The sequence below is a fragment of the Streptomyces sp. NRRL B-24572 genome, from assembly GCF_002156145.1.
GTDB classification, from domain to species: Bacteria; Actinomycetota; Actinomycetes; order Streptomycetales; family Streptomycetaceae; genus Streptomyces; species Streptomyces vietnamensis.
Window position 1 is genome coordinate 1 of sequence record NZ_MWIG01000863.1, and the last position, 3,295, is coordinate 3,295.

A 3,295-nucleotide genomic window follows, 5' to 3' on the forward strand; every position below is an offset into this window, starting at 1 on the left:
CTGCGCCGCTTCGCCGCCGAGACCCGCGTCGGCCCCGCCAACCTCGTCCAGCCCCTCTTCCTCCGCGAGGGCCTCACCGAACCGCGTGAGATCCCCTCCATGCCGGGCGTCTTCCAGCACACCCGCGACACCCTCCGCAAGGCCGCCGCCGAGGCCGTCGCCAACGGGGTCGGCGGGCTCATCCTCTTCGGGATCCCCGAGCACAAGGACCCCACCGGCACCGGCGCCGTCGACCCGGACGGCATCCTCCAGGTCGCCCTGCGCGACGTCACCGCCGAGGTCGGCGACTCCACCGTGATCATCGGCGACATCAACCTCGACGAGTACACCGACCACGGCCACACCGGCGTCCTCGACGCCAACGGCGACGTCGACAACGACGCCAGCATCGAGCTGTACGCGCAGGCCGCCGTCGTCCAGGCCGACGCCGGCGCCCAGATCGTCGCCCCCAGCGGCATGATGGACGGCCAGGTACGCCGCATCCGCGAGGCCCTCGACCGGGCGGGACACCAGTCCGTCGCCATCCTCGGCTACTCCGCCAAGTACGCCTCGCACTTCTACGGCCCCTTCCGCGACGCCGTCGAGTCCACCCTGCGCGGCGACCGCAAGGGCTACCAGCAGTTCCCCGGCAACATCCGCGAATCCCTCCTGGAGGTCTCGCTCGACGTCGCCGAGGGCGCCGACCTCGTCATGGTCAAGCCCGCCCTCGCCTACCTCGACATCGTCCGGCTGATCGCCGACCACGTGCAGGTGCCCGTCGCGGCCTACCAGGTCTCCGGCGAGTACTCCATGGTCGAGGCGGCCGCCGCCAAGGGCTGGATCGACCGCGACCAGGTCGTCCGGGAGAGCCTCGCCTCCATCCACCGCGCCGGCGCCACCCAGATCATCACCTACTGGGCCTCCGAGTTCGCCCAGAGCCTGGACCGGTGACCCGGTGACCCCGTCCTCCACCGTGCTGGTCCTCGGCATCAGCCATGCCAGCGCCCCGCTCGACCTCCTGGAGAGACTCGCCGGCACCGACCGGCCCGCGGAGGAGCTCGTCTCCGACGTGACCTCCGTCGACGGCATCGACGCCGCCGTCGTCGTCTCCACCTGCAACCGCCTGGAGATCTACGCCGAGACCCGTGCCTCCGCCCCCGAACTCGACGGTCTCGGCGAGCTGTTCGCCCAGCACACCGGCGTCGACCACGAGGAGATCGCCCCGCACCTCTACAGCCACCACGCCGACGGAGCCGTACGCCACCTCTTCGCCGTGGCCTCCGGACTCGAATCGGTCGTGGTCGGCGAGGACCAGATCCTCGGCCAGGTGAAACTGGGCCTCGAACGGTCCCAGCGGCTCGACCGCACCGGCCGCGTCCTCGCCAAGGCCGTCCAGACCGCCCTGCGCGTCGGCAAGCGGGCCCGCAACGAGACCGGGCTCAACGAGGCCGGCCGCTCCCTCGCCACCGCCGGACTCGGCTTCTTCGAGCGCGAGGTCGGCTCCCTGCACGGCAAGACCGCCCTCGTCATCGGCGCCGGAGCCTTCGCCGGCGTCGTCGTCGCCGCACTGCGCCGCTCCGGCCTCGACCGGGTCCACGTCGCCAACCGCACCCCGGAGAAGGCCCAGCGGCTCGCCGAGACCACCGGGGGAGCGGGCTACGACCTCACGGACCTGCCCCGGCTGCTCACCGAGGTCGACGTCGTCGTCGGCGCCACCGCCGCCACCGGCCACCTCGTCACCGCCCGGCACGTCGAGGAGGCGCTCGCCGCCAGGGACGGCCGCGAGCTGTTCCTGCTCGACCTGTCCCTGCCGCACAACATCGCCCCCACGGCGGCGGAACTGCCTGGCGTCACCTTCGTCGACCTGCGCCGGATCGCGGAGGAGGGCCAGGAGGACGAGATCTCCGCCGCCAGCGTCCAGGCCGCCCACGAGCTGATCGACGCCGAGGTCGAGCAGTTCCGCACCGGCCTCCGGCTCGCCGGAGCCAAGCCCGTCCTCACCGCCCTGCGCACCGCCGCCACCGAGGCCGCCGAGGCCGAACTCGACCGGCTCGCCCGCCGCCTCGACGGACTCGACGGCGCGACGCGGCAGGAGATCGACCGCAGCGTCCGCCGGATCGTCGACAAGGCCCTGCACCAGCCCACCGTCCTCGTGCGGGAGCTGGCGGCCGACCCGGACGGCGCCCGGCACATCGCCGCCTTCACCCGCCTCTTCGCCGCGGCGGAATCCCCCCACGACAGCGACACGAACGACCCGAACGAGAAGAAGATCGAGGCCATCGCATGAGTGACATCTCGGCCCTCTGGGAAGCCGAATCCATCGCCGTCATCGGGGCCAGCGAGCGCCCCGGCGCCCTGGGCCGCAAGCCGCTCGACTACCTCCTCCGGTACGGCTACAAGGGCCGCATCCTGCCGGTCAACCCGCGCTCGCCGGAGATCCTCGGCGTCCCCGCGTACCCCAGCGTCAAGGAAGCCCCCGGCCCCGTGGACCTGGCCCTGATCATGGTCTCCGCCGAGCGGGTCCCCGGCGCCGTCGACGACTGCGTGGCAGCCGGCGTCAAGCTCGCCGTCATCGCCTCCTCCGGCTTCGCCGAGACCGGCGAGGACGGCGCCCGCCTCCAGGCGGAGGTCGTCGCCAAGGCCCGCGCCGGGGGCCTGCGGATCATCGGCCCCAACTGCATCGGCGCCGTCGGCTACGAGAACCGCGTCCTCGCCACCTTCAGCCCGCTCTTCGGTGCCGAGTCCGTGCCCTTCGAGCCCGGCACCCTCGCCTTCGTCAGCCAGAGCGGCGCCCTCGGCTTCGGCGCCGCCAGCCTCGCCCTGGAGCGGGGTCTGCGCCCCGGCTGGGTGGTCTCCACCGGCAACGACGCCGACGTCACCGCCCTCGAAGTCCTCCGCGAACTCGCCACCGTCCCCGAGGTCACCGGCCTCCTCGGCTACCTGGAGGACACCCCGGACATCGGGACCCTCCGCGAACTCGCCGGCTCCGGCAAGCCCGTCGCCCTCCTCAAGTCCGGCCGTACGGAGGCGGGCGGCCGCGCCGCCGCCTCGCACACCGGCGCCCTCGCCACCGACGACCGGGTCCTGGACGCCGCCCTGCGCGGTCTCGGCATCGTCCGCGTCGACGACATCGACGAACTCCTCGACGTGGCCCGGGTCTTCGAGTCCGAGCGGCGCCCCGCCGGGAACCGCGTCGCCGTCGTCACCACCTCCGGCGGCTCCGGCATCCTCGCCGCCGACGCCGTCGAGGCCCACGGCCTGGAGCTCAGCGCACTGGAGCCGCGCAGCAAGGAGACGCTCGCCGAGATCGTCCCCG

The 3,295-nt window shown here is 73.2% G+C and carries 3 protein-coding genes; all 3 read left to right on the top strand.

The window, feature by feature from the left end:
• Positions 1-930: porphobilinogen synthase (gene hemB / locus CCN56_RS37340; RefSeq protein WP_256962373.1), on the top strand; the 930-nt coding region annotated here is incomplete at its 5' end.
• A 4-nt stretch (positions 931-934) separates the two neighbouring features.
• Positions 935-2,266 (top strand): glutamyl-tRNA reductase, encoded by a 1,332-nt coding sequence (gene hemA / locus CCN56_RS37345; protein ID WP_086832150.1) that lies wholly within the window; start codon positions 935-937, stop codon positions 2,264-2,266.
• On the top strand, positions 2,263-3,295 hold a 1,033-nt coding region (locus CCN56_RS37350; RefSeq protein ID WP_179200128.1), incomplete at its 3' end, for a CoA-binding protein. The genes hemA and CCN56_RS37350, both read left to right, overlap by 4 nt.